At 74.8% G+C, this 22,054-nt stretch carries 19 protein-coding genes and 1 pseudogene; 6 read left to right on the top strand and 14 right to left on the bottom strand.

The window, feature by feature from the left end; all coding sequences use genetic code 11:
• The first annotated feature begins 32 nt into the window (after positions 1-32).
• The 4 genes from IPL61_16620 (at position 33) to IPL61_16605 (ending at position 4,143) form a co-directional block, all read left to right on the top strand.
• Positions 33-899, top strand: a complete 867-nt coding sequence (locus IPL61_16620) for a 3-keto-5-aminohexanoate cleavage protein (GenBank protein ID MBK9032868.1) — start codon at positions 33-35, stop codon at positions 897-899.
• 203 nt (positions 900-1,102) lie between these two features.
• Complete coding sequence (locus IPL61_16615; protein ID MBK9032867.1) at positions 1,103-1,939, top strand: 3'(2'),5'-bisphosphate nucleotidase CysQ; 837 nt, start codon at positions 1,103-1,105, stop codon at positions 1,937-1,939.
• 105 nt (positions 1,940-2,044) lie between these two features.
• Positions 2,045-2,641, top strand: a complete 597-nt coding sequence (locus IPL61_16610) for a sigma-70 family RNA polymerase sigma factor (protein MBK9032866.1) — start codon at positions 2,045-2,047, stop codon at positions 2,639-2,641.
• A complete protein-coding gene (locus tag IPL61_16605; protein ID MBK9032865.1) occupies positions 2,638-4,143 on the top strand; it encodes a hypothetical protein in 1,506 nt (501 codons plus the stop codon). Before IPL61_16610 ends, IPL61_16605 begins: the two co-directional genes overlap by 4 nt.
• 31 nt (positions 4,144-4,174) lie before the next feature.
• Here IPL61_16605 and IPL61_16600 read toward each other — a convergent pair.
• From IPL61_16600 to IPL61_16580, 5 genes and pseudogenes are all read right to left on the bottom strand, one after another.
• A pseudogene (locus IPL61_16600) lies at positions 4,175-4,363 on the bottom strand (TldD/PmbA family protein).
• A gap of 7 nt (positions 4,364-4,370) precedes the next feature.
• Positions 4,371-5,060 (bottom strand): hypothetical protein, encoded by a 690-nt coding sequence (locus IPL61_16595; GenBank protein MBK9032864.1) that lies wholly within the window; start codon positions 5,058-5,060, stop codon positions 4,371-4,373.
• Complete coding sequence (locus IPL61_16590) at positions 5,060-5,779, bottom strand: hypothetical protein (protein ID MBK9032863.1); 720 nt, start codon at positions 5,777-5,779, stop codon at positions 5,060-5,062. The genes IPL61_16595 and IPL61_16590 overlap by 1 nt, the downstream gene beginning before the upstream one ends.
• The gene (locus tag IPL61_16585) at positions 5,776-6,369 is read right to left on the bottom strand and encodes a hypothetical protein (GenBank protein ID MBK9032862.1); all 594 of its coding nucleotides are present in this window, start codon (positions 6,367-6,369) and stop codon (positions 5,776-5,778) included. The genes IPL61_16590 and IPL61_16585 overlap by 4 nt, the downstream gene beginning before the upstream one ends.
• 31 nt (positions 6,370-6,400) lie before the next feature.
• The gene (locus IPL61_16580) at positions 6,401-6,631 is read right to left on the bottom strand and encodes a hypothetical protein (GenBank protein MBK9032861.1); all 231 of its coding nucleotides are present in this window, start codon (positions 6,629-6,631) and stop codon (positions 6,401-6,403) included.
• 140 nt (positions 6,632-6,771) lie between these two features.
• Here IPL61_16580 and IPL61_16575 point away from each other — a divergent pair, with 140 nt between their 5' ends.
• The gene (locus tag IPL61_16575) at positions 6,772-7,197 is read left to right on the top strand and encodes a hypothetical protein (GenBank protein MBK9032860.1); all 426 of its coding nucleotides are present in this window, start codon (positions 6,772-6,774) and stop codon (positions 7,195-7,197) included.
• Positions 7,198-7,211: 14 nt separating this feature from the next.
• The gene (locus IPL61_16570; protein ID MBK9032859.1) at positions 7,212-10,628 is read left to right on the top strand and encodes a protein kinase; all 3,417 of its coding nucleotides are present in this window, start codon (positions 7,212-7,214) and stop codon (positions 10,626-10,628) included.
• Here the strand turns inward: IPL61_16570 and IPL61_16565 are convergent.
• The 9 genes from IPL61_16565 to IPL61_16525 form a co-directional block, all read right to left on the bottom strand.
• On the bottom strand, positions 10,586-11,110 hold the full coding sequence (locus tag IPL61_16565) for a hypothetical protein (GenBank protein MBK9032858.1): 525 nt from the start codon (positions 11,108-11,110) through the stop codon (positions 10,586-10,588). The genes IPL61_16570 and IPL61_16565 overlap by 43 nt on opposite strands.
• The gene (locus IPL61_16560) at positions 11,107-11,862 is read right to left on the bottom strand and encodes a hypothetical protein (GenBank protein MBK9032857.1); all 756 of its coding nucleotides are present in this window, start codon (positions 11,860-11,862) and stop codon (positions 11,107-11,109) included. Before IPL61_16560 ends, IPL61_16565 begins: the two co-directional genes overlap by 4 nt.
• 96 nt (positions 11,863-11,958) lie before the next feature.
• Positions 11,959-13,350, bottom strand: coding sequence for a TldD/PmbA family protein (locus IPL61_16555; GenBank protein MBK9032856.1), 1,392 nt, complete (start codon positions 13,348-13,350; stop codon positions 11,959-11,961).
• Positions 13,351-13,360: 10 nt separating this feature from the next.
• On the bottom strand, positions 13,361-14,818 hold the full coding sequence (gene tldD, locus IPL61_16550) for a metalloprotease TldD (GenBank protein ID MBK9032855.1): 1,458 nt from the start codon (positions 14,816-14,818) through the stop codon (positions 13,361-13,363).
• A 744-nt stretch (positions 14,819-15,562) separates the two neighbouring features.
• Positions 15,563-17,326, bottom strand: a complete 1,764-nt coding sequence (locus IPL61_16545; GenBank protein MBK9032854.1) for a pseudouridine synthase — start codon at positions 17,324-17,326, stop codon at positions 15,563-15,565.
• 17 nt (positions 17,327-17,343) lie between these two features.
• Positions 17,344-19,485: an SMC-Scp complex subunit ScpB gene (scpB, locus tag IPL61_16540; protein ID MBK9032853.1), complete on the bottom strand. Its 2,142-nt coding sequence runs from the start codon at positions 19,483-19,485 to the stop codon at positions 17,344-17,346.
• Between the two features lie 74 nt (positions 19,486-19,559).
• A complete protein-coding gene (locus tag IPL61_16535) occupies positions 19,560-20,405 on the bottom strand; it encodes a segregation/condensation protein A (protein MBK9032852.1) in 846 nt (281 codons plus the stop codon).
• Complete coding sequence (locus tag IPL61_16530) at positions 20,402-21,082, bottom strand: site-2 protease family protein (GenBank protein ID MBK9032851.1); 681 nt, start codon at positions 21,080-21,082, stop codon at positions 20,402-20,404. The genes IPL61_16535 and IPL61_16530 overlap by 4 nt, the downstream gene beginning before the upstream one ends.
• Before the next feature lie 44 nt (positions 21,083-21,126).
• Positions 21,127-22,044 (bottom strand): site-specific tyrosine recombinase XerD, encoded by a 918-nt coding sequence (locus tag IPL61_16525; GenBank protein MBK9032850.1) that lies wholly within the window; start codon positions 22,042-22,044, stop codon positions 21,127-21,129.
• Positions 22,045-22,054 lie beyond the last annotated feature (10 nt).

The raw sequence follows: 22,054 nt of genomic DNA, 5'->3' as shown, positions 1-22,054 counted from the left end.
GCGCCGGGCCGCGGCTGGCACGCTGCGGGCCGATGAGCTCCTCCGCTGACAAGGTGATCCTGTCGTGCGCGCTGACCGGCGCGGTCACGACCAAGAAGCACTGCCCGGCCATCCCGTACACGCCGGTCGAGATCGCCGAGGAGGCCCGCCGCGCGTACGAGGCCGGCGCGACGATCGTCCACATCCACGCCCGCACCGACGCCGGCGCGCCGACGTGGGCGCCCGACACGTTCGCGGCGATCATGGCCGAGACCAAGGCCCGGTGCCCGGTGCTGATCAACTGGTCGACCGGCGGCGCCGGGCCGATGACCGAGCGGGTCGCGCACCTCGCGCAGCGCCCCCAGGTCGCGGCGCTCAACATGGGCTCGATGAACTACGCCAAGTGGAGCGAGGCCAAGCGCGAGTTCGCGTTCAAGTTCGTGTTCGCCAACCCGTTCGAGGACATCATCGCGTTCGCGCGCACGATGAAGGAGCACGGGGTCAAGCCCGAGATGGAGTGCTTCGACACCGGCCACGCCTACTCGCACACGGTGCTGGCGAGCCTCGGGCTGATCGAGCGCCCGTACCACTTCTCGTTCATCATGGGCGTGCTCGGCGGCATCCCGGCCAGCGCCCGCCACCTGGCGTTCCAGGCCCAGAACATCCCGGCCGACGCCCGCTGGAAGGTCATCAGCATCAGCCGCGAGCAGTGGCCGATGGCGATGGCGGCGCTGTCGCTGGGCGGCGACCTCCGGGTCGGCCTCGAGGACAACTTCTATCTACCCGACGGCACGATGGCCTCGTCCAACGGCGACCTGGTCGGCGCCGCGGCCGAGCTGGTCAAGCTCTCGGGCCGGTCGGTGGCCTCGCTCGAGGACACCAAGGCGCTCTTGTGGCCCGACGGCGGCATGAACGCGTGACCTGGTGACCGCGTGACGCGTGACCGGGCGACCGCGTGACCAGGCGACCGCGACGCGCCGCGCCGCGGACGCGGCGCCGGCGCGCCCCGCGCCGCGCCGGGCGCGCGCCCGGCGCGCCCACCCGACGACCGCGCCACACGACCGCGTGACCCGTGACCACGTGACCGCGCGTAACTCGTGACGGGTGCGGTAGGCTGGGGCCGATGATCGCCCCTTCCTACGCCCGCGAGATCGAGGTCGCCAGCCAGCTCGCCCGCGAGGCCGGCGCGCTGGCGGTCGCGATCCGCGATCGCGGCCCGGCCGCGCTCGGGGTCGAGCACAAGGCCGGCGACGAGCCGGTGACCGTGGCCGATCGCGCGGCGTCCGACCTGATCGTCGCCGGGCTGCGGGCCGCGTTCCCCGACGACTGCGTCGTCAGCGAGGAGTCGGCCGACGATCTCGCGCGCCTGACCGCGCCGCGGGTCTGGTACGTCGATCCGATCGACGGCACCAAGGACTTCATCCGCGGCAGCGATGGCTTCGCGGTGATGATCGGCCTGTGCCTCGCCGCCCGGCCGGTGATCGGCGTCGTGTTCCAGCCGACCAGCGCGCGGCTGTTCGCGGCCAGCCCCGAGCGCGGCGCGTGGATGGAGCTGCCCGACGGCGCGGTCCACGCGCTGGCGGTGTCGACGATCGACGAGGTCGGCGCGATCCGCCTGGTCGCGTCGAAGTCCCACCGCAGCGAGGTGATCGACGAGGTCAAGAGCGCGCTCGGGATCGCCAACGAGCTCAACATCGGCTCGGTCGGCCTCAAGCTCGCGCTGATCGCGCTGGGCGAGCGCGACCTGTACGTGAACCCGTTCCCCAAGTGCAAGGCGTGGGACACCTGCGCGCCCGAGGCAATCCTGGTGGCGGCCGGCGGCGTGCTCACCGACACCGCCGGCGATCCGGTCCGCTACGATCAGCTCGATCTGTCGCGCCCGCACGGCCTGGTGGCCTCCAACGGCCACGTCCACGCCGCGTCGCTGGCGCGCCTGGCCCGGCTGTTCCCGCGGACATAGGCTCGAGTCCGGGGCACCGCGGCCGGCGTGCGTGGCCGGCTGCGACCAAGAAATAACTTCGAATCCCGGGAACCTCGCGGCCGGTCGCGGGTGGAACCTCCTGTGATGACCGCCGAGGCCCCGGCCCCGAGTCGCGCCCGCCCCGGCGAGCTCGACGACGTGACCCTACGCCGCGCCCAGGCCGGCGACGAGGCCGGGTTCCGGGCGCTGGTCGATCGCTACCAGCGGCCGATCTGGGAGCTGTGCTGGCGGATGGTCGCGCCGGTCGGGCTCGGCCACCGCGCCGACGACCTGACCCAGGACACCTTCGTGCGGGTGTACCGGGCCCTGCCCGAGTTCGATCCCCGCGGCCCGGCCCGCCTGTCGACGTGGATCTTCACGATCGCCACGCGGGTCGCGCTCAACGAGCTGCGCCGCGTCCGGCCCGAGCCCGCCGGGGCTGACGACCTCGCGGTCCTCGCGACCGGCGCGTCGCCGCGGCTGGCCCACGAGCACAAGCAGGCCGGCGAGCGCATCGCCCACGCGGTCGCCGCGCTGCCCAGCGGCGCCCGGGCCGTGCTGCTGCTGCGCGACGTGTTCGAGCTCGACTACGACGCGATCGCCAGCGCGCTCGCGATCGATCTCGGCACCGTCAAGTCGCGGCTGTCGCGGGCCCGCGCCGCGGTCAAGGCCGTGCTCGCCGCCGAGGGAGTGACGCCATGACCGACGACGACGACCGCCTCGATCTCGACGCGTGGACCGCGCCGCCGCCGCCCGCGGGCCTGACCGACCGCGTGCTCGACGCGGTCCACGGCCGCGGCCGGGCCACCGCCCTCGACGCGCCGGGCCGACCGCGCGCACGCCGCGTCCAGGCGCTGGCGATCGGCGGCGCGCTCGCGGTCGCCGCCAGCGTGGCCCTGGCGCTGTGGGCCCGCGCCCCGCACCGACCGGCCAGCGGGCGCGGCCAGGTCGTCGCGGTCGCGCCGCGGACCGTCGCGCTCGGCGATGGCCTCGAGGCCTGGGTCGAGGCCGGCGCCGAGGTGACCTGGACCACCGCCGACGGCGTCACCCGCGTGAGCCACGCGGCGGGCGTCGTCACCTATCGCCACCGAGGCGCCCTCGGCCTGGCGGTCACGACCCCCATCGGCGTGCTCACCAGCGCGCGCGCCACCTTCCGCGTGGAGGCTCCCATGAAGCGTGAACTGATCGTCGGTGGCGCCGCCGCCGCCATCGCCGTCGTCGTCGTCGTGTCGGTGTACGACGGCAAGGTGTCGGCCCGCCAGGACGCGCAGCCCACGACCGAGATCCCCGCGGGCGCCCAGGTGACGCTGACGGCGCCGAGCCCGACCGCGCCGCCGGTCGTCGCGGTCGCCAAGGCCGAGGTCGACCGCGCCCGCCGCGCCGAGATCGCCCAGGCGATCGCGCGCGTTCGCCAGGGCGCCGCGGCCACCAGCGGCGCGGCTGCGCCAGCGATGACCGGCACGGCTGCCGCCCCCGCGCCGAGCGCCCCGCTGCCGGCCGAGCTGACCAAGGACGAGATCCGCACCGCGGTGCGCGAGGTCGCGCCGATGCTAGCCGAGTGCTTCGACGCCGAGCTCGCGCGCGACCCGGCGCTGGGCGCGCACACGGTCACCGCGCGCTTCACGATCGACAGCGCGGCCGAGGTCGGCACCGTGGTCACGGTCGGCGACCTCGACATCCCGGGGCCGCTCGGGAAGTCCCAGGAGTTCCGCGACTGCATGGGCGCCACGCTGGAGTCGGCGGTGCTGCCGCCGCTGGGCGACGGCGGCCGGATCGAGGTGAACTACCCGTTCGTGTTCACGCCCAGCGACGACGATCCCGCGGCCGCGCCGCCGGCGACGACCGCGCCGGCGAAGCCCGCGCCCGCCACCAAGCCGGGGCCGACCGCGTCGGCGTCGAAGCCCGGGCCGAGCACGCCCGCGCCCGAGCCGACCGATCCGGGCGCGATCGCGGCCGCCGCGATCGAGGCGGCGGTCAACGGTCTGTACGCCCGCGCGCTCTTCCTATCGGAGCGTGGCCTCGCGGCCGGCGCGACCACGGGGACGCGCACCAGGCTGATCAGCGTCGCCGCGCTGTCGGCGTGCAACCTCAAGAACACCGTGAAGGCCCGGCAGTACTACGTGCAGGCGACGCCCAGGGCCCGCGATGGGATCCGCCAGACCTGCCTGCGCGTCGCTCACTTCGACCCGGGCGTGGTCGACTGACCGCGACCACGGCGTCGAGCGCGACGCGGCCTCAGCTCGCCGAGCCGGCGATCGTCATGCTCGAGACCCGCACCGTCGGCGCCACCGTCGAGCTGCGCGTGTCGAGGTCGTCGCCGACGCAGTCGATCCGCTGCAGCAGCTGATCGAAGTTGCACGACACGGTGATCTCCGAGACCGGGAACGTCAGCTCGCCGCCCTCGATCCAGAACCCGGCCGCGCCCGCGCGCTCAGAAGCTCGACACCACGAGCTGGCTGGTGACGCCCCAGCCGGCCAACCGGCCGCGCTCGCCGCCGACCGCGACCTGGCCCGAGGCGAAGGCCGACGCCTCGACGCGCAGCGCGAGATCGATCGACGGCGTGCGCCGCAGCACCAGCGTCGCGCCGGCCAGGGCCCGGGCCTGGCTGGCGGCGGCGGTCATCGCCGGCGCGTCGGCGTCGGGCGTCACGGTGATCGCCCCGCGCGCCGCACCGACCCCGGCGTGGACCGCGAGCCGACGCCGCAGGCCCCAGGCGGCGCGCAGGCTCGGCGCGACGCCGCGGTACGCGACCGTGTCGTCGCCGTAGGGCAGCGTCTGGAACACGTAGCCCAGGCTCGCGGTGAGCGCCCAGCGATCGCTCACCGGGACCCAGCCGACGTCGAGGTGCGGCTCGCCGGCGAGGCCGAGCACCGCGCCCCGGGCGCCGAGGGCGCCGTGGACGACGCCGATCCGCGCGCCGAAGGTGACCTTGAGCCCGGGACCGTCGCGGCGGATCACGCCGTCGCGCAGCGACACGCGGCACCAGCCGACGCAGCCGGGCTCGACGACCGCGCCCGGGCCGCGGACCCGGATGACGCCCGCGCCGCCGGGGCCCGGCGCGCCGATGCCACCGGCGCAGCCCGCGAGCGCGACGACGGCCGCGACGACCGCGCGCCGCATCAGCTCCCCACCAGCACGAGCTCGAGCATGAGCGCGCGGGCCGTCAGCTGCCGCGCGGCCCCGAGCAGCGTGAGCTCGTCGACTCGCGCGCCCTGCAGCTCGGCGGTGACGATCAGATCGTTGCCGTGGACGCGGGTCCAGGCCCAGTCGACGCCCGCGGTCCCGCGCCACCCGCCGGCGGCGGCGCGATCCTCCGCGCCCGCGTCGGTGATCCGGGCCTGGCCGTAGAGGCGGCCGGCGGCCGCGCGCACGGCGAGCGACGGGGTCAGCCCGAGCGCGCCGCTCAGCTCGACGCCGGCCGCGAGGTAGCGGGCCCGCGCCATCGCGGCGTCGTCGCCGCTGCCGTAGCCGACCGCGAAGAGGTTGCCGCCGAGCACGACCCGGTCGTCGAGCACCGCCTGGGTGACGCCGGCGTGCCCCTCGAACGCGTACACCGTCGACGACCACGGGCCGTCGTTGACGCGGGTCTGGCTCGCGCCCTGCTTCACGCCGAGGTAGACGCCGCCGGCGAACGCGTACATCGGCGCGGTCCCGCCGCCCAGCTCGGGCAGCGTGAGGCGCTTGGCCGCCTGGTGGGCGACGCGGCGGTCTTGCTCGTCGAAGCTCAGGTCGGGGCGCGCGCCGCCCGCGGTGGCCCACGCGTCGCGTCGGGGCTGGTACGGCCCGACGCCGGCGCCGCACGCGGTGAGGCCCAGGAGCGCGAGCCCCGCGCGGCTCACCGACACACCGTGGGGTTCGGTGACTTGCCGACCTTGGCCAGGATGCCGGCGCGGCTCGCCAGCTCGAGCTTGACCAGCTGATCGACGTCGGGCGCGACCAGGATCAGCTCGAAGATGCACTGGCCCTGCTCGGCGGCGGTGATCGTGCCGATCGCCGAGCCGTTGCTGGTCTGCTCGCCCAGCGCCGGCAGGTCGAACGACGCGAGCACGCCCTTGAAGTACTCGGGCTTGCGGTGGACGTTGAGGTTGCGCAGCTCCGCGGCGATCAGCGACTTCGCGGTCTCGCCGGGGCGCTTGCGCCGCATCGTCAGCAAGAAGTCGCCGTTGATCGGGTCGACGCCGCCGCCCTTGGTGCTGTCGACGATCAGCTGATCGGCGGTCGCGGACACCGCGACCGTCGCCGGGTCGACCAGGAGCGTCACCTCCCAGGCGTCGTTGACCATGGTGCCGGTGCCGAAGACCTTGCCGTCGACCTCGGCCTTGGCCGGGGCGGACTTCTTGCCCCCGGTGCCAGGTATCGGGAACAGCGAGAAGCACCCGGTCAGCGACAGGGCGGCGGCGAACAGGGCGAGCGAGCGTAGGTTGCGCATGCCTCCACTCACGAGGCGCGCGGGGGAACCGTCAGGCCGAAACTTCGCGCCTGACGTTCGCCCGGGCCGCCCCGTGATGGTCGGAGAGGAGGACCTGCATGGACAAGACGACCCGAATCACTGGTGCCGCGCTCGCCGCGGTGATCCTGGCGCCGGCCACAGCGCGCGCCGGCCAGCCGCTGGTGTGCAAGGAGGCCGCGGTCGCCGCGGCGCCGACCCAGGCCCAGCTCGACGCCTGCGTCGCGCCGGCGCCGGTCAGCATCGAGATCGCCCTCGGCTACGCGCTCGGCGGCAGCGTCAGCGCGTTCGCGCGCGCCGACCGGCAGCTCGGGCCGCTGTGGCTCACCGGGCGCGCGCTACGATCTCGGCGGGGTCGCGCAGCTCGACGCGCTGGGCGGCCTGGTGCTGTGGCACCGCCACGGCGTCGCCTGGGACACCTGGTCGACCGCGCCGTCGGGCGGCACCCGCACCGTCATCTCCAACAAGACCGTGATGCGCAAGGCGCTGATCCTGGCCGGCGGCATGAAGGCCGCGCTGGTGCCGGCGCCGAGCGATCCGATGTCGACAGAGCCGAGCGGCCTGACGCCGGTCGCGGCGGCGGGCCTCGCGTACCACTCGGTCGGTGGCTTCCGCGACCACGCCGTGCGCGAGCTCTACGCGCTCTACAACCTGTCGAGCGGCGATCTCGGCGGAGTGCTGTCGTGGCACGAGGCGATCCCGCCGCTCGGCCCGTTCACGATCGGCATGGAGCTGGGGGTGATCCCGACCGAGGCGTCCAACCCCGACTTCTACCTGGCGCTCGAGGTCGGCTACGCGCTCGACCTGTAGGCTGAGGATCGGCGATGGCGCACCCGACGCTCGACGATCTGCTGGCCGGCGACCCACGCAGCATCGCGCACGTCACGACCTGCCCGACCTGTCGGCGCCTGTCGACGCTGGCCGGGCTCGAGGTGCCGCCGACGGCGGACGCCCCGCCGCTGCCCGACGTCGACCGGACGATCTACGACGAGTGGGCGCCGCTGGCCGACGCCCGCGGCGGCATGGGCAGCATCTTCGCGGCGCGCGACCGCCGGCTCGACCGGGTCGTGGCGATCAAGCAGATCCGCGGCGGCTCCCAGGGCGCGCGCGCGGCGCTGCGGGCGCGCTTCGAGCGCGAGGCCCGCTTGACCGCGCGGCTCCAGCACCCGGCGATCGTCGGCGTCCACGAGGCCGGGCGGTTCGATGACGGCGAGCCGTTCTACGCGATGCCGCTGCTGGCGGGCGCGCCGCTCGGCCGCGAGATCGCGCGCCGCGCCACGCTGGCCGCTCGCCTCGAGCTCGTACCGCACGTGGTGACGGTCGCGGAGGCGGTCGCGTTCGCCCACGCCCGCGGCATCGTCCACCGCGACATCAAGCCCGACAACATCCTGATCGGCGACTTCGGCGAGACGGTGCTGATCGACTGGGGCCTGGCCAAGGAGGTCGGCGGCCCCGACGACGACGCGCCGCCGCTCGACGACGCGCCGGCCGACGACGGCCTGACCCGGCTGGGGGCCGGCACCGCCCAGTACATGCCGCCCGAGCAGGGCCGGGGCGCCACGCCCGACGCCCGCGTCGACGTCTACGCCGTGGGCGCGACCCTGTACCACGTGCTGGCCGGCGCGCCGCCCTACGGCGATCGCACGAGCACCGCCGCGCGGCAGCTGCTCGCCGACGGGCCGCCGCCGCCGCTCGGCGAGCTGGCGCCCGAGGTCCCGGCCGAGCTGTCCGACATCGTGGACCGAGCGATGGCGCGCGATCGCGAGGTGCGCTACGCGACCGCGCAGGAGCTGGCCGACGAGCTGCGGCGGTTCCTCACCGGTCAGCTGTTGCGGTCGCGCCGCTATGGCCCCGGCGAGCTGCTCCGCCACTTCGCGCGCCGCTACCGCACCGCGCTGCAGATCGTGGCGGTCGCGCTGGTGGTGCTGGTGATCGGCGGGGCGCTGTCGCTGGCCCGGATCGCGCGCGAGCGTGACCGCGCCCGCGCGGCGCAGCGGCGCGCCGAGATCGAGCTGCGGCGCGCCCGCGGCGTGCTCGCGCACCAGCTGGCCGCGGCCCCCGCGACCCGGTACGACGCGCTGCTCACCGCGATCGGCGCGCTCGGGCCCGACGTCGCCGCCGGGCGGGCGCCGACCGCCGAGGCGTTCCAGGGGACGCTCGACGTGCTCAGCGCGGGACCGATGCTGCGGCCGTTGCCGCACGTGGGCCTGGTGAAGGGCACCGCGGTGGCCGGCGACGCGCTGCTCGGGCTCGACGAGGCGCGCCAGCTGCTGATCTGGGACGCGCGATCAGGCGAGCTCCGCGCGGCGGTGCCGCTGAGCCTGGCCGAGCCCGAGACGCTGGCGGTGGCGCCCGACGGCCGCACGGTCGCGGTCTACGGCTTCACGCCGGGCGTCGAGGTCGTCGACCTCGCGACCCGGACGGTGCGCACGATCGCGACCCGCGGCAACCCGGTCGCGTGCTGGCTGGTCACCGGTGATCGACTGGTGGTCGTCGCTGAGGACCTGACCGTGCGCGACCTGGCGACGCTCGACGTGCTCGAGCGTCAGCCGCTGCCCGCGCCGGCGGCCGCGGCGGCCCACGATCCGCGCGGTCAGGTCGCGATCGCCACGGTCGACGGCGGGCTGGTCCGCTGGGCGCCCGGCGGGCCGTTGGTCCAGGTCGCGGCCGTCGGCGCGGCCGCCGTGGTGATGGGTTTCGGCGTCGATGGCACGCTCTTCCACAACGGCGCCGATCACGTGGTGCGCGCGTGGGGACCGGACGCGGCCCCCGGGACGCCCGGCCGGGTGGTGCTCCCCGCCCGGCCGATGCTGTTCGGGCTGACGCCGATCGACACCCGCCACGGCCTGCTCGCGATCGGGCTGTTCGATGAAGACCGGCAGCGCGCCACCGTCGTGCTCGACCCGAGCAGCGGCGAGATCCGCTGTGAGCTGCCCAGCCTGGCGGAGGGCTGGCTCGACGACGGCTGGCTGCTGACCGAGCGGTGGGGGCCCCTCGACGTGGTCGACGTCTCGACCTGTCGGCCGGTGCTGACGCTCGAGCTCCACCACGACGAGGTCGGCGCGCGCCCGACCGTCGACCCGGCCAACGCCCGGCTCGTGACCGCGAGTCGCGACGGCAGCGCCTTCGTCGTCGACCTGCGCAGCGGCCGTGCCGCCGGGATGCTGCTCGGCCACTCGGGCGAGCTGGTCGCGCTGGCCCCCTCGCCGACCGGCGCGTACCTGCTGAGCGCCGGCCACGATGGCCACGCGGTGATCTGGCGCGCCGCCGACGGTGTGCGGCTGCGCACCGAGACGTCGGCGCGCGAGCTGCTGGCGGCGACGTGGCTCGACGACGACACCGCGGTGATCGCCGACGCCGGGGGCGAAGTGCGCGCGTTCTCGGCCGCCACCGGCGCGACGCGCGGGGCCTGGGCGATGGGCGGGCCGGTGAGCGCGCTGGCGGTATCGGCGCGTGGGGCCCTGGCGATCGGGACGCTCGACGGCGGGCTGACGATCGTGGCGCCGGGCGGCGGCGCCGCGCGGTCGCTGCCGGCGACCGGGGCCGTCACCGCGCTGGCCTGGACCCACGACGGTCGACGCCTGGCGTCGGGCCACGCCGGCGGGGTGACGGTGCTGTGGGACATCGATCGCGGCGCGGCGACCGCGCGGCGCGAGGCCGAGCCCGGCGACGAGCAGCACGACGGCCACGCGGCGCTCGCGTTCGCCGCAGACGACGCGGCGCTGCTCGCCGGGCGACCCGACGGCACCAGCCTGGTGCTCGACGGCCGCGATCTCGCGTCGCCGGCCGCGCCGCTGCCGGGGCGGGTGTGGCCGCTCGCGGCCGCCGACGGCGCGCTGATCACCACCGCGGTCGACGGCGTCATCGCGGTGCGCGGCGCCGGCGGCGCGCGCGTCGCGCTGGCCGGCCGCCGGGTCGCGGCGCTCGCGGTCGCGCGCTCGCCGTCGGGCGATCGCCTGGCCGTCACCGGCGCCGACGGCGTGGCCGAGGTGTGGACGATCCGCGGCGCCGCGGTGCTGGCGCACGTCGGGGCGAGCGATCTCGGCGCCGCGACGGCGGTGGCGTTCGTCGACGAGGATCGCGTCGTGGTCGGCTACGCCGGCGGCGCGCTGCGGGCGTATCCCGTGACGCCGGCCGCGGCGCTGACGCAGGCGTGCGGGCTGGCGGCGGTGTTCGGTGGCGGCGCGGCCGTGGCCGCTCAGTGCGGCGGCAGCTCGGCGACGGCGATCGCCCCGACGTAGAGCGACGACCGATAACCGCCCGCGCCCTTGAGGCCGACGCCGACCTTGGTCGTCGCGCGGCCGGCGACCAGCGGCTGGCGGAGCACCACGGCGCCGTCGACGAACACCCGGACCTCCTGGAGATCCTGCTCGACGCCGATCGCGTGCTCGGCGTGCGTCGCCAGCGTCGGCACCGCGGTCCACCCGCGCGCGACCAACGCCGCCTCGTCATAGGCGTAGAGCGCGAGCTGGCCTGACTGCACGAGCACGATGCCGCCGGCGATGATCACGTGCAGCGAGCGTCCGCCCTCGGGGCCGATCCGGCGCCAGCGCACGTCGAGCCGGTACGGCAGCCGGACGGCGGTGGTCGACATCACCTCGCCGTTGGTGAACCGCCCGGGCACCGGCTCGGTGGTGACCCAGAAGCTCCCGGGCGTGCGCCCCGGCTCCATCGCGCCGCGGGTGACGACCCAGGTCAGGGCCAGCGCGACGAGGAGCTTCATGTGAACAGCGGCGCGCGGCCGCGGAACCGCTCGCGCAGGCGGGCCTGGCCGGCGCGCACCAGCGCCCGGGCGGCGTCGGCGCTGGCCAGCGTGAGCGCGGTCGCGATCTCCTCGAAGCCGTGGTCGTCGAACCACAGCTCGAGCGCGGCCGGCATCGGGGCCGGGAACGTCGCCATGTGCGCGCGCACCTCCGCCACCAGGCGCCCGACCGTCAGGCGGTCGGTCAGCGGCGGACGCGCGCCGGCGTCGACGACGCCGTCGAGCCGCGCGGCGTCGCTGCCGAGATCGCGCTTGCTCGGGCCGTCGTCGCGCGCCCAGCCGAAGCGCCGCCGCACGTGATCGCGCGCGACGTAGTCGAGCAAGCGAAGGAGCCAGGCCTTGACCGGCGCGGGCTCGTCCGCGGCGGGCTCGTCGGTGAGGTCGTCGTCGAGCCGGCCCAGGCGCGCGAGCTCCGCCATGATCGCGTCGGGGTCGCTGTCGGCCGCGGCCTCGCGGGCGGCGAACGCGCGCAGGTTGGCGTGGTCGTGCGCCACCAGCCGCTCGAACACCGCGACCATCACGGCGCGGGCGTCGTCATCGCCGGCCAGCCGGCACCGCCGCAGCAGCCGGCTCGAGCGGGCCCAGGCCTCGAGGTGCGGCGCCAGCAGCACCATCAGGCCGCGCCACGCCCCGGCGCGGGCGTCACCGCCGGCGACCACGCCGTCGATCAGCGCCGCGGCGCGATCGTCGACCTCCCGGGTCCAGCGGCTCATCGCGCCGAATATATCTCAGCCACCGAGCACGCTGGGACGCGGCCGCCGCGGGCTGGCCGGGCGGGCCGCGCCCCCGGCGACCTCGCCCGGCGGGCGTCAGGTCGCCGAGCCGGCGATCGTCATGCTCGAGACCCGCACCGTCGGCGCCACCGTCGAGCTGCGCGTGTCGAGGTCGTCGCCGACGCAGTCGATCCGCTGCAGCAGCTGATCGAAGTTGCACGACACGGTGATCTCCGAGACCGGGAACGTCAGCTCGCCGCCCTCGATCCAGAACCCGGCCGCGCCGCGCGAGAAGTCGCCGGTCACGGGGTTGAAGCCGAAGCCCATCATCGACGTCACGTACAGGCCGCGCCCGGTCGAGCGGATGAGCTCGGCCCGGGGCGTGGCGCCGCGCTCGAGGATCAGGTTCGACGTGGTCGGCCCGGGGTTGCCGCCGATGCCGCGCCCCGACGAGCCGGTCGACCCGCGCCCCAGCTTGCGCGCGGCGTAGGTGTCGCACAGCACGGTCTCGAGCACGCCCGCGCGCACCAGCGTGTTGTCGCGGGTCGGCAGGCCGTCGCCGTCGAACGGGCGCGAGCCCGGGCCCCGCGGGATGTGCGGGCGGTCGACGATCGTCACCAGCGGCGACGCGATGATCGTGCCCTCGCGGCCGAGCAGGTAGGTCGACTTGCGCCAGAACGACGAGCCGTTGGCCACCGAGAACACCGTGCCCACCAGCGAGCGCGCGACCTCGGGGTCGAACACCACCGGGCACTCCTGGGTCGGGATCTTCTTGGACCCCAGCTGCGCGGCGGTCCGGCGGGCGGCCTCGCGCCCGACCGCCTCGGGGTCGTCGAGCCGCGCCAGGAACCGGTCGGCGGTCCACCAGTAGCCGTTGCGCTTCTTGGGCGTCGCCTCGCTGTCGTCGTCGCAGATCGGCTCGACGTAGAACGACGCGTAGCTGCCGCGGTAGGCCCCGGCGAAGCCGCCCGAGGTCGCGAACGCGGTCGCGCCGATCACCCGCGACCAGGTCGCGCCGTCGGAGTTGGTCACGCGCGCGTCGGCGGCGCGGGCGGCGCGCTCGCCGACGATGCACTGCTGCATGGCCCACGCGGCGTCGACCTCGCCGACCCGCTCGTCGTAGAGATCGAGATCGGGCACGTCGGTGGCGAGGTCGGCCGGATCCGGCGCCAGCGCGAACTCGTCGGGCTCCGACAGCGCGGCCAGGGCCACGCTCTCGGCCACGAACGACTCGAGCGGCCGGTCGCGCAGGTCCGAGGTGTACGTGACCGCGCGGCGGCCGTCCTTGAACACCCGCAGGCCCAGCGCCCGGCTGCCGGCCTCTTGCACCAGCTCGGGCTCGCCGAGGCGGATCTTGACGGTCAGCTCGGAGCCGTCGCGGACCAGCACCTCGGCGGCGTCGGCGCCGGCGCGCCGGCACAGCTCGACGCACTTCTGCGCCTGTTCGCGCAGCTCGCGCACGGTGGCTTCGGAGATGGTGGCGCTCATGGTGCTTTGCTCACGATGCTTGAGTCCCGCCGACGGTGATGCCGCTGATGCGGACCGACGGCGTGCCGACCCCGACCGGCACCGACTGGCCGTCCTTGCCGCAGGTCCAGATGCCGTCGGAGAGCTCGTAGTCCGTGCCGAGCATGTCGACCTTGCGCATGGCCTCGGGGCCGTTGCCGATCAGGTTGACGCCCTTGAGCGGCGCGGTCAGCTTGCCGTCCTCGATGAGGTAGCTCTCGGTCAGGCTGAACACGAAGTCGCCGTTGGAGATGTTGACCTGGCCGCCGCTGAAGCGCTTGGCGTAGATGCCGCGCTTGACCGAGGCGATGATCTCCTCGGGCGCGTGCGGGCCGGGCATCAAGAGCGTGTTGGTCATGCGCGGCAGCGGCATCGACCGGAACGACTCGCGCCGGCCGTTGCCGCCGGGGGCGACGCCGAAGTGGCGCGCGCTCAGGCGGTCGTGCATGTAGCCGACCAGCGTGCCGTTCTCGATCAGCACGTGGCGGCCGCTGGTGAAGCCCTCGTCGTCGACGTTGATCGACCCGCGCGACGAGCCGATCGTGCCGTCGTCGACGACGGTGCACAGCGGCGACGCCACCTGCTTGCCGAGCTGGCCGGTGTAGTTCGAGGTCTCCTTGCGGTTGAAGTCGGCCTCGAGGCCGTGGCCGACCGCCTCGTGCAGGAGGATGCCGGAGTCGCCGGGCGCCAGCACCACCGGCATCTCGCCGGCCGGCGCCTCGCGCGCGTCGAGCATCGCGATCGCGACGCGCGCGGCCTCGCGGCCGTGGCTGACCGCGTCCTTGCCCGGCTGCGCGAAGTAGTCGAGGCCGAACCGGCCGCCGCCGCCGGAGCTGCCGCTCTGGCGCTTGGCGCCGTCCTCGGCGACCGCCGACACGCCGAACCGCATCAGCGGCTGGATGTCCCGGGCCATGCGCCCGTCGGAGCTGACCACCAGCACCTCCTTGATCTGTTCGACCAGGGACGCCTCGACCTTGATGATGCGCGGATCGGCGGCGCGGGCGGCGCGATCGGCCGCGTAGAGCAGCGCCAGCTTGTCGGCCGGCGGCTCGGTCAGCGACAGCCGTCCCACCGGGTAGTAGTCCGGCAGCGTGATCGCGTGGGCCGCCACCGCCTCGACGTGGCCGCCGCCGACGGCGATCTGGCCGGCGATGCGCGCGGCGTGGGCCATGCGCTCCCACTGCAGGTCCTCGGTGTAGGCGTAGCCGGTGGCGTCGCCCTTGGTGACGCGCACCCCGAGGCCGAGCGTGACGCCGCGGCCGACGCTCTTGACCTTCTCTTCCTGCAGCGCGTAGTCCGCGGTGACGCGGTACTCGAAGTACAGATCGGCGGCGTCGCCGCCCGACTCGAGCGCGGTCGCCAGGAGGCGCTGCGCGAGCACGGCGTCGATCGCGGCCTCGCCGCCGGGCGCGAACGGCGCGGTCAGCTCGGGGGGCGCGTGGGTGGGCATGGCCGACACTATAGCGGCGACCGGCGATCGCGCAGGTGGCGGCGCTGGCGCAATCGCCTGCCCGATCAGGCAGCCCGTTGGCCCCAGTGGGGCCCGGGCTACTTGTTGTCGCGGCCGGTGACCCCGGCCAGCGCCCTCGGCGGCGGCGGCGGCGGCGGCGATCTCGGCCTCGCTGCCGCCCAGCCACAGGCGGCCGAACGCGCCGAACGCGATCATCTCGAGCAGGTGGATCGGCGCGGCCTTCTCGGCCTCGTTGGCGGCCAGCGCCGCGTAGGCGGCCGGGTGGACCTCGAGGATGTAGAGGGTCTGGCCGGCCACGATCATGTCGCCGTGGCGCATCCGGTTGATGAGCTGGCTCTGGTGGCCGTCGATGCCGGTGATGATCTGCGACGACACGATCCGCGGCTTGAGCCGGTCCTCGCGCCGGACGCCCATCTGCGAGGTGATCGCGTCGACCGCGGCCTCGACCTGGCCCTTGTCCTCGTCGTGCAGCTCGAGCATGCCGTAGGCGCGCTCGACGATCTGCATGCCGGGGCGGCAGGTCGTGGCCTTGAGCGCGGCGTCGGTGAGCTGGTTGATCGCGATGCCGGGCGCGATCTCGATGAACAGCGCGGCCTCGTACTCCTTGGGCATGAAGCCCGCGCACACCGTCTGCAGGAAGCCCGTGAGCTGGGGCTGGAGAGAGTCGAGGATGGTCAGCGCGCGCAGCTCCATGGAGGAACGCACGCTATCACGGAGTCGCGATCAGCGGCGACTCGGACCCTTGCCACGCGGCCCCGGACGACCACCGCTGGCCGGGCGACCGCCGCTGGCAGGACGACCGCCGCTGGCCGGACGACCGCCGCTGGCGGGACGACCGCCGCTGGCAGGACGACCACCGCTGGCCGGGCGACCGCTGCTGGCCGGGCGACCGCTGCTGGCCGGGCGACCGCCGCTGGCCGGGCGACCGCCGCTGGCCGGGCGACCACCGCTGGCCGGGCGACCGCCGCTCGCAGGACGACCGCCGAAGCCACCACCGCTCGCGGGACGACCGCCGCTGGCGGGACGACCGCCGCTCGCGGGACGACCGCCGCTCGCCGGACGACCGCCGCTGGCCGGACGACCGCCGAAGCCACCACCGCTGGCGCCCGGACGACTGGCGCCGCGCGCGGGACCGGAGCTCGCCCCCGGTCGGCCCCCGCGGGCGGGCCGATCGTCGCTGCTCGGCCGGCCGCCGAAGCTGCCGCGCCGATCGTCAGGCCGCGCCGGACCGCGGCGGGCGTCGGCACGCGGCGGGCCGCGCCGATCGTCGGGCCGCGCCGGACCGCGGCGGGCGTCGGCACGCGCCGGACCGCGCCGCGCGTCATCACGCGCCGGACCGCGCCGCGCGTCATCACGCGCCGGACCGCGCCGCGCGTCATCACGCGGCGGACCGCGCCGCGCGTCATCACGCGCCGGACCGCGCCGCGCGTCATCACGCGCCGGACCGCGCCGCGCGTCATCACGCGCCGGACCGCGCCGCGCGTCATCACGCGCCGGACCGCGCCGCGCGTCGGGCCGCGCCGGACCGCGGCGGGCGTCGGCACGCGGCGGGCCGCGCCGATCGTCAGGCCGCGCCGGACCGCGCGCGTCGCCCCGGCGCGCGTCGAGCTGCTGCTCAAACACGTGCTCGTCGTCGTCGTCACCGACGCCACGCGGGACCACACCGCCGGCGGCCTCGATCTTGGCGGCGAGCAGCTGGGCGCGCTGGTTGCGGGACCGATCGGTCTCTTCGCGGGTCGCGGACCACCGCCCACGCGCGCCGACCTTGCGGTCCATGCCGACCAGCTCACGCAGCTCGTTGAGCTCGCCCTGGGACAGCTCGCGCGCGTCGCCGACCCGCAGGCCGTGGAACGACAGGTTCGCGAACGCGACCCGCTGGAGCTTGGTGACCGTGGCGCCGAGCGCCTCGAGCATGCGGTGGATCTGGCGCGACTTACCCTCGTACAGGGTGAACGCCAGCCAGGAGTGGCGACTGTCGCTCGGCAGCTCCTCGACCTCGGCCGGCGCGGTCACGGTGCCGTCGTCGAGGGTGACCCCGGTGCGCAGGCGCTCGAGCTCGGCCGCGCCGATGTCGCCATTGACCTTGACGTGGTAGGTCTTGGCCACGTGCGACCCCGGCGCCAGCAGCTTGGCCGCCAGCTCGCCGTCGTTGGTCAAGAGCAGCACGCCCTCGCTGTAGAAGTCGAGCCGCCCCACCGGCGCCACCGATACCGGCAGGTTCGGCAGGTAGTCCATCACCGTCTCGCGGCCGCGATCATCGGTCACCGCGGTGATGCAGCCCTTGGGCTTGTTGAAGACGATGTAGAACAGCTCTTGCGGCGCGACCGGCGCGCCGTCGACCTGGACGTTGGCGGTCAGCGGATCGACCTTGGTGCCGAGCTCGGTGACGACCTGGCCGTCGACCGTGACCCGGCCCGCCTTGATCAGCGCTTCGGCCTTGCGACGCGCGGCGATGCCGCCCTGCGCGATGAATCGTTGCAGGCGCACGAGTGTAGGAGCAGACATCAGTAGCCCTCGTCGGTATCGACGATCACATCGTCGGGGTCGGGACTGCCGAGCACACCATCGTGCGTCGCGTCGATCGATGCATCGGCCCGCGGCAACCCCGCTGGCTCTTCGAGCGCGGCCGGCGCGGGCTCCTCGAGAATGTGCCCAACCGGCGCATCCTCGGCCTCGGCCCCCGGCTCGGCGTCTGTGCCGCCGTCGCCGTCGGAGCCGGCGTCGGGCTCGGAGCCGGCGTCGGGCTCGGAGCCGGTGTCGGGCTCGGAGCCGGTGTCGGGCTCGGAACCGGTGTCGGGCTCGGAACCGGTGTCGGTGTCGGGCTCGGAGCCGGTGTCGGGCTCGGAGCCGGTGTCGGGCTCGGAACCGGTGTCGGGCTCGGAGCCGGTGTCGGGCTCGGAGCCGGCGTCGGGCTCGGGGCCGGCGTCGGTGTCGGTGTCGGTGTCGGTGTCGGAGCCGGTGTCGGGCTCGGAGCCGGTGTCGGGCTCGGCGTCGGGCTCGGTCTGGGCGTCGGGCTCGGAGCCGGTGTCGGAGCCGGTGTCGGGCGCGGAACCGGTGTCGGGCTCGGAACCGGCGTCGGGCTCGGAGCCGGCGTCGGTGTCGGGGCCGGTGTCGGTGTCGGGCTCGGAGCCGGCGTCGGTGTCGGAGCCGGTGTCGGGCTCGGAGCCGGTGTCGGGCTCGGTCTCGGAGCCAGCGTCGCGCTCGGCGAAGACCGGCTCGGCGTCCACGACCGGCTCTGCATCGGGCTCGGCGTCCACGCCCGACTCCGCGTCGGCCTCGGGGCCCACGACCGGCTCCGCGTCGGCCTCGGCGTCCGCGACCCCCTCGCCGTCCGCGACCGGCTCGGCGTCGCCCTCGGCGACGACCCCGGCGCCAGCGTCCAGCTCGACGTCCTCATGGGCGCCGGCGTCGCCGTCGGCGACCAGGTCGGCGTCAGCGTCGGGCTCGCCCGCGCCCTCGCCGTCCACGACCGCCGCGTCCTCACCCACGTTCGCCTCGCGGTCCCCGTTCGCCTCGCCCTCGCCCTCGCCCCCCGGCTCCATCGCTGCGACCAGGTCCGCGTCGCTCGCGCCGGCGACCGACGGCGCCGCCGGCACCTCCATCCCCATCCGCGCGACCACGCCGCGGCTCTCCTCGGACAGCTCGCTGTACTCGCGCAGCGTCGGCAGCTCGCGCAGATCGTTGAGGCTGAAGAAGTCCAGGAACTCGGTGGTCGTCCCGTAGAGCAGCGGCCGACCGACCTCCTCCCGCTTGCCCAGGATGCGGATCAGGCTGCGGTCGAGCAGCAGCTTCAAGGTCGCGCCCGAGTCGACGCCGCGGATCTGATCGATCTCGGGACGCGTGATCGGCTGGCGGTACGCGACGATCGCCAGGGTCTCGAGCTGCGCCCGCGACAGCCGCACGGGCCGGCCCGCGATCAGCTGCTGCACCCACGGCGAGTACGACGAGTGCGTGCGCAGCGAGTAGCCGCCAGAGATCGACGACACGACGATGCCGGTGTCGGCGTGGGCGGCGATCAGCGCGTCGAGCGCGGCCTGGATCCGGGCGGTGTCGGACACGCGCGTGAGCTGGCGCAGGCGCGCGAGCGTCAGCGGCTTGTCAGCGGCGAACAGGAGCGCCTCGATCAGCGACCGGAACCGCGCCTCGTCGAGCTGCGCCGCCTGGACCGCGATGGGCGAGACCGCCTCGTCGTCGTCGAGCTCGTCGTCCAGCGGCTCGGCGTCCGGATCGACGTCGCCGGTGGGAGCGAGGTCAGCGGCGGCGTCCAGCAGGTCCGACTCCGACTCCGTGGCCGACTCCGACTCCGTGGCCGACTCCGACTCCGTGGCCGACTCCGACTCCGTGGCCGACTCCGACTCCGACTCCGTGGCCGAGTCCGACTCCGACTCCGACTCTGGATCCGGGACCGATTCCGGATCCGCGACCGACTCCGGATCCGCGACCGACGCGGGCTCAGGCGTGGCGTCGGGCTCCGCGTCCGGCGCTGAGACCGGGTCAGGCGCTTCGGCCTCGGCGGGCGCGGTTGCGCTGACCGCACCGTCGCTGTCCTCGCCCGCGGTGATCTCCACGCCGGCGTCGGCAGCCACCGACTCGAGCGCGTCACGCTCGGCGGTCACTCGGGTCTTGCGCTTCTTGGTCCGGGCCACGTTCGCCGCGCTTTTAGCGCACTTGCGGGCGGGAGCGAAACCCCCTTCGTGCGGTAACGCGGTGCGCCCTGGCCCTAGCGGTACTCGTCGGAGCCGGCCACGGTCCGGGCCACGGCCTCGCGCAGGTCCTCGGCGACCCGGGCGATGTGGATCTCGACGTCGCCCTCGTCCTGGCGGATCGCGATCAGCCGCAGCTTGGCCATCTCGAGCACCGCGAGCAGCGTCACGACGGCCTCGTGCTTGATCTCGGCGTAGGTCATCTCGACGTCGGGCTGCGCGAACCGGAACATCGAGGTGAACGTGAACGTGCCCTCGCGCTCGAGCCGGTCGGTCAGCTCGCTGATGCGCTGGCTGACGCTCAGGCGATCGATCAGGACGTTGTGGCTGACCTTGATCTTGGCCGACCGCATCAGCCGGTCGAGGGCCTCGATCAGCTTGTGGACCGGGAACGGCGCCAGCGGCGCGATGGCCTCGGCGTCGATGCCCTCGGCGATGGCGTCCTCGAGCGCCATGCCCCGGCCCCAGACGTTGCGCCCGACCACGGGCCGGTCGCCGAGGTGGTTGGCCGCGGCCTTGTACTTCTGGTACTCGAGCAGCCGCTTGATCAGCTCGGCCCGGGTGTCGATCTCCTCGAGCGGCGCGTCCTCGTCGAGCTCCTCGACCGGCTCGGGCTCGGGGTTGGGCAAGAGCTCGCGCGACTTGAGGTGGCACAGGGTCGCCGCCATCACCAGGTACTCGCCGGCGACGTCGATGTCGAGCCGCTGCATCGCGTCGAGGTACTCGAGGTACTTCTGGGTGACGAACGCGATCGGGATGTCGAGGATCTCGAGCTCGTGCTTCTTGACCAGGTGCAGGAGCAGGTCGAGCGGGCCCTCGAACACGTCGAGCGCGACCTGGTAGTTGCCGCCGGCGAAGCTCATCCCATCCCCGGCAGCGGCGGCAGGCCGCCGATCTTCAGCAGCACGTCGTAGAGGTGCTCGGTCATGAACAGGGCCGGCGTCCGCACGATCACGCCGATGGCCGGGATCAACATGAACGCCAGCAGCACGAACGGCGCGTAGACCGCGTACTGGTCGTAGGTGCGCAGCCAGCTGTAGGGGATCAGGCCGCGCAGCACGGTGCCGCCGTCGAGCGGCGCCGCCGGGATCAGGTTGAAGAAGAACAGGATGAAGTTCAGGAACACCGCCATGACGAGGCCGCTCGAGATCCGATCGCCGAGCGTGACCACGCCGCCCTTGAGCAGCGCGACGTGGACGGTGCAGATGAACGCGGCCAGGATCACGTTCATCGCCGGCCCGGCGAACGCGACCAGCAGGTTGCCCTTGCGGTCGAACGACCGGTGCTGGACCGGCTTGCCCCAGGCGAAGCCGATGCCGCCGGTCGAGACCAGGAACACCAGCGGCAAGAGCAGCGTGCCGATCGGATCGGCGTGGGCCATCGGGTTGAGCGTCAGGCGCCCCTGCCGGCGCGGCGTGCTGTCGCCGAGCCGGGTGGCCATCCACGCGTGCCCGAACTCGTGCAGCGCGATCGCCGCGATGAACATGATCATGCCCTGCACCACGATCTGGATGCGTTCGGGCGTCATCTCGGTGTTCACCGCGGGACTATGGACGGCCGCGGCGACGGTCGCAAGCTCGCCGGCTACCGAGCCCGCGGGTGCGCGGCGCGGTACTGCTCGACCAGCCGGGCCCGGCTGACGTGGGTGTAGATCTGGGTCGTCGCGATGTCGGCGTGGCCGAGCATGGCCTGGACCGCGCGCAGGTCGGCGCCGCGCTCGAGCAGGTGGGTCGCGAACGAGTGCCGCAGCTTGTGCGGCGAGACGGCGCCGCCGACCGCCCGCACCCCGGCCGCGCGGACGTAGCCGCCCAGGAGCTTCCAGAAGCCCTGCCGGGTCATCGGCCGGCCGCGCTCGGTCAGGAACATCGCCGGCTGGCGGGGGTCGCGCAGCCAGGTCGGCCGCACGGTCGCGACGTAGGCCTCGATCGCGGCCCGGGCCGCGCCGCCCATCGGCACCAGGCGGGTCTTGCCGCCCTTGCCGGTGACGCGCACGAACCCGCTCTTCAGGTTGACGTCGGCCAGCGGCACGCCCACCAGCTCGGACACCCGCAGGCCGGTCGCGTAGATCAGCTCGAGCATCGCCGCGTCGCGCAGCCCGCGCGGGGTCGACCGCGGCGCCGCCGCGATGATCCGCGCCACCGCGTCCTCGCCGATCACCACCGGCGAGCGCGGCGCGGTCCTGGGCGCGTCGATCAGCTCGCTGGGGTCGGCGTCGAGCCACTTCTCGCCGACCAGGTAGCGCCCGAGCCCGCGGATCGCGACCAGCGCCCGGGCCCGGGTCCGGGCCGACTGCCCGGCCGCCGTCAGCGCCGCCAGGTGATCGGCCAGATCGACCGCGGTGATGTCGTCGACGATCGCCCGGCCGCGCGCGCCCAGGAACCCGGCCAGGCGCGCCAGATCGCGGCCGTAGCCGTCGAGCGTGTTGGGCGCGAGCCCGCGCTCGACCTTGCAGTGGTCGAGGAACAGGTCGACCGCGCGGTCGATCGCCAGCGTGCGCGCCATCGCGCCGATC

This window comes from Myxococcales bacterium, from assembly GCA_016717005.1.
In the GTDB taxonomy this organism is placed as follows: Bacteria; Myxococcota_A; Polyangia; order Haliangiales; family Haliangiaceae; genus UBA2376.
Note: the sequence above shows the minus strand (reverse complement) of the source record. Positions and strands in the feature narration are given on the sequence as shown.

Bases quoted from the DNA above. Each gene is read 5' to 3' on its own strand.
- IPL61_16620 (MBK9032868.1), top strand. From the start codon at position 33: ATGAGCTCCTCCGCTGACAAGGTGATCCTGTCGTGCGCGCTGACCGGC.
- IPL61_16615 (MBK9032867.1), top strand. From the start codon at position 1,103: ATGATCGCCCCTTCCTACGCCCGCGAGATCGAGGTCGCCAGCCAGCTC.
- IPL61_16610 (MBK9032866.1), top strand. From the start codon at position 2,045: ATGACCGCCGAGGCCCCGGCCCCGAGTCGCGCCCGCCCCGGCGAGCTC.
- IPL61_16605 (MBK9032865.1), top strand. From the start codon at position 2,638: ATGACCGACGACGACGACCGCCTCGATCTCGACGCGTGGACCGCGCCG.
- IPL61_16595 (MBK9032864.1), bottom strand. From the start codon at position 5,060: ATGCGGCGCGCGGTCGTCGCGGCCGTCGTCGCGCTCGCGGGCTGCGCC.
- IPL61_16585 (MBK9032862.1), bottom strand. From the start codon at position 6,369: ATGCGCAACCTACGCTCGCTCGCCCTGTTCGCCGCCGCCCTGTCGCTG.
- IPL61_16580 (MBK9032861.1), bottom strand. From the start codon at position 6,631: ATGCTGACCGGCGCCGGCGCGACGCAGGCGTCGAGCTGGGCCTGGGTC.
- IPL61_16570 (MBK9032859.1), top strand. From the start codon at position 7,212: ATGGCGCACCCGACGCTCGACGATCTGCTGGCCGGCGACCCACGCAGC.
- IPL61_16565 (MBK9032858.1), bottom strand. From the start codon at position 11,110: ATGAAGCTCCTCGTCGCGCTGGCCCTGACCTGGGTCGTCACCCGCGGC.
- IPL61_16560 (MBK9032857.1), bottom strand. From the start codon at position 11,862: ATGAGCCGCTGGACCCGGGAGGTCGACGATCGCGCCGCGGCGCTGATC.
- IPL61_16555 (MBK9032856.1), bottom strand. From the start codon at position 13,350: ATGAGCGCCACCATCTCCGAAGCCACCGTGCGCGAGCTGCGCGAACAG.
- tldD (MBK9032855.1), bottom strand. From the start codon at position 14,818: ATGCCCACCCACGCGCCCCCCGAGCTGACCGCGCCGTTCGCGCCCGGC.
- IPL61_16535 (MBK9032852.1), bottom strand. From the start codon at position 20,405: ATGAGCTTCGCCGGCGGCAACTACCAGGTCGCGCTCGACGTGTTCGAG.
- IPL61_16525 (MBK9032850.1), bottom strand. From the start codon at position 22,044: ATGGCGCGCACGCTGGCGATCGACCGCGCGGTCGACCTGTTCCTCGAC.